Source organism: Streptosporangium fragile (assembly GCF_039534445.1).
GTDB classification, from domain to species: Bacteria; Actinomycetota; Actinomycetes; order Streptosporangiales; family Streptosporangiaceae; genus Streptosporangium; species Streptosporangium fragile.
The window spans coordinates 1-1,550 of the sequence record NZ_BAAAVI010000163.1; the positions used below are offsets into that span (position 1 = coordinate 1).

1 protein-coding gene is annotated in these 1,550 nt (G+C 74.1%); it reads right to left on the bottom strand.

Annotated elements, in window-relative coordinates:
• On the bottom strand, positions 1-1,550 hold a 1,550-nt coding region (locus ABD841_RS40430; protein WP_344982373.1), incomplete at both ends, for a non-ribosomal peptide synthetase.

Genomic DNA, 1,550 nt, shown 5'->3' on the forward strand with positions numbered 1-1,550 from the left:
CACCCCCGAACGGACACGCCACGAACCGCTCCGCCGTCAACCCCGGACGGCCGAGATATCCCCGGGCGAGCTGGACGCCGGCCAGGTACAGCTCACCGGCGACGCCCGCCGGGACCGGACGCAGGCAGGAGTCCAGCACGTAGGCGCGGGTGTTCCAGACGGGGTGGCCGATGGGCACGGACACGGGGTCCAGGCCGGGCCGGTGCCGCCAGAAGGTGACGTCCACCGCGGCCTCGGTGGGGCCGTAGAGGTTGTGCACCGGCACGCCGAGGCGTGCCGCCGCCTGGTCGGCCAGCGCCGGGGGCAGCGCCTCGCCGCTGCAGATGATGAACCTGAGCGGGCCCGGTGCCGCACCGTCCGGGGACGGCCGCTGCGGAGCGGCCTCCGCCGGGTGCCGCGGGGGAACCTGCGGGAGGTGCTCCGCCGCCTCCTCCAGGAAGGCGGCCAGCATGGACGGGACGAAGTGCACGGCGGTGATGCGTTCGGAGTCGATGAGCCGGGCGAGGTAGACCGGGTCACGGTGCCCGTCCGGCTTGGCGACGACCAGGGTGGCGCCGGTCTGCAGGGGCCAGAAGAGTTCCCAGACCGACACGTCGAAGCCCGCCGGGGTCTTCTGCAGGACGCGGTCGCCCGGGCCGAGGCGGTATTCGGACTGGGCCCAGAGCAGGCGGTTGACGATCGCGCCGTGCGAGACCACGACGCCCTTGGGGCGTCCGGTGGAGCCGGAGGTGTAGATCACGTACGCCGGGTTCTCCGGCACGAGGGGAACGTCGAGGTCGTCGTCCGGGTAGCCGGAGGTGTCCACCCCGGCGAGCCAGCCGGCGTCGATCACCAGGACCGGCCGGGCGTCGTCCAGCATCGAGGCGATCCGCGCGGCCGGCAGGTCCGGGTCGACCGGCAGGTAGGCGCCGCCCGCCTTGATCACGGCGTACATGGCGACCAGCAGGTCCGGCGAGCGGTGCAGCCTCAGCGTGACCACCCGCTCGGGACCCACCCCGTGCTCGGCCACGAGCAGCCGCGCCAGCCGGTTGGTCCGCGCGTTGAACGCGGCGTAGCTCAGTTCGGTCCCCTCCGCCACCAGGGCCGGCGCGTCGGGGGTCCGCGCGACCTGGGCCTCGAACAGCGCGGCGAGGGTCGTACGGGGGACGGCGGCCTCCGTCCGGTTCCAGGCGTGCAGCACCAGGTCCCGCTCGCCGGCCGGGAGCCCGCCGAGACGCCCGACGGCGGTGCCGGGTGCGGCGGCCAGGGCGGCGAGCAGGTGCCGGAAGCGGTCCAGCAGGCGGGTGGCCTCCGCCTCGGTGAACACGTCGGGCCGGTACTGCAGCCGCAGCCGGAGCACGTCCCCGGGCACGACCAGCAGCGTGAGCGGGTAGTGCGTCGCATCCGCCACGTCGGCGGAGAGCAGGTGGATGTCACCGACGGCCGTCCGGTCGTCGAGAGGGTAGTTCTCCATCACCAGCAGCGCGTCGAACAGGGTGCCCTTCCGGATCTCGGCCAGCCCGAGGTGGTGGTGGGGCAGCAGTTCCGCCTGCTCGTCCTGGATCCTGCGC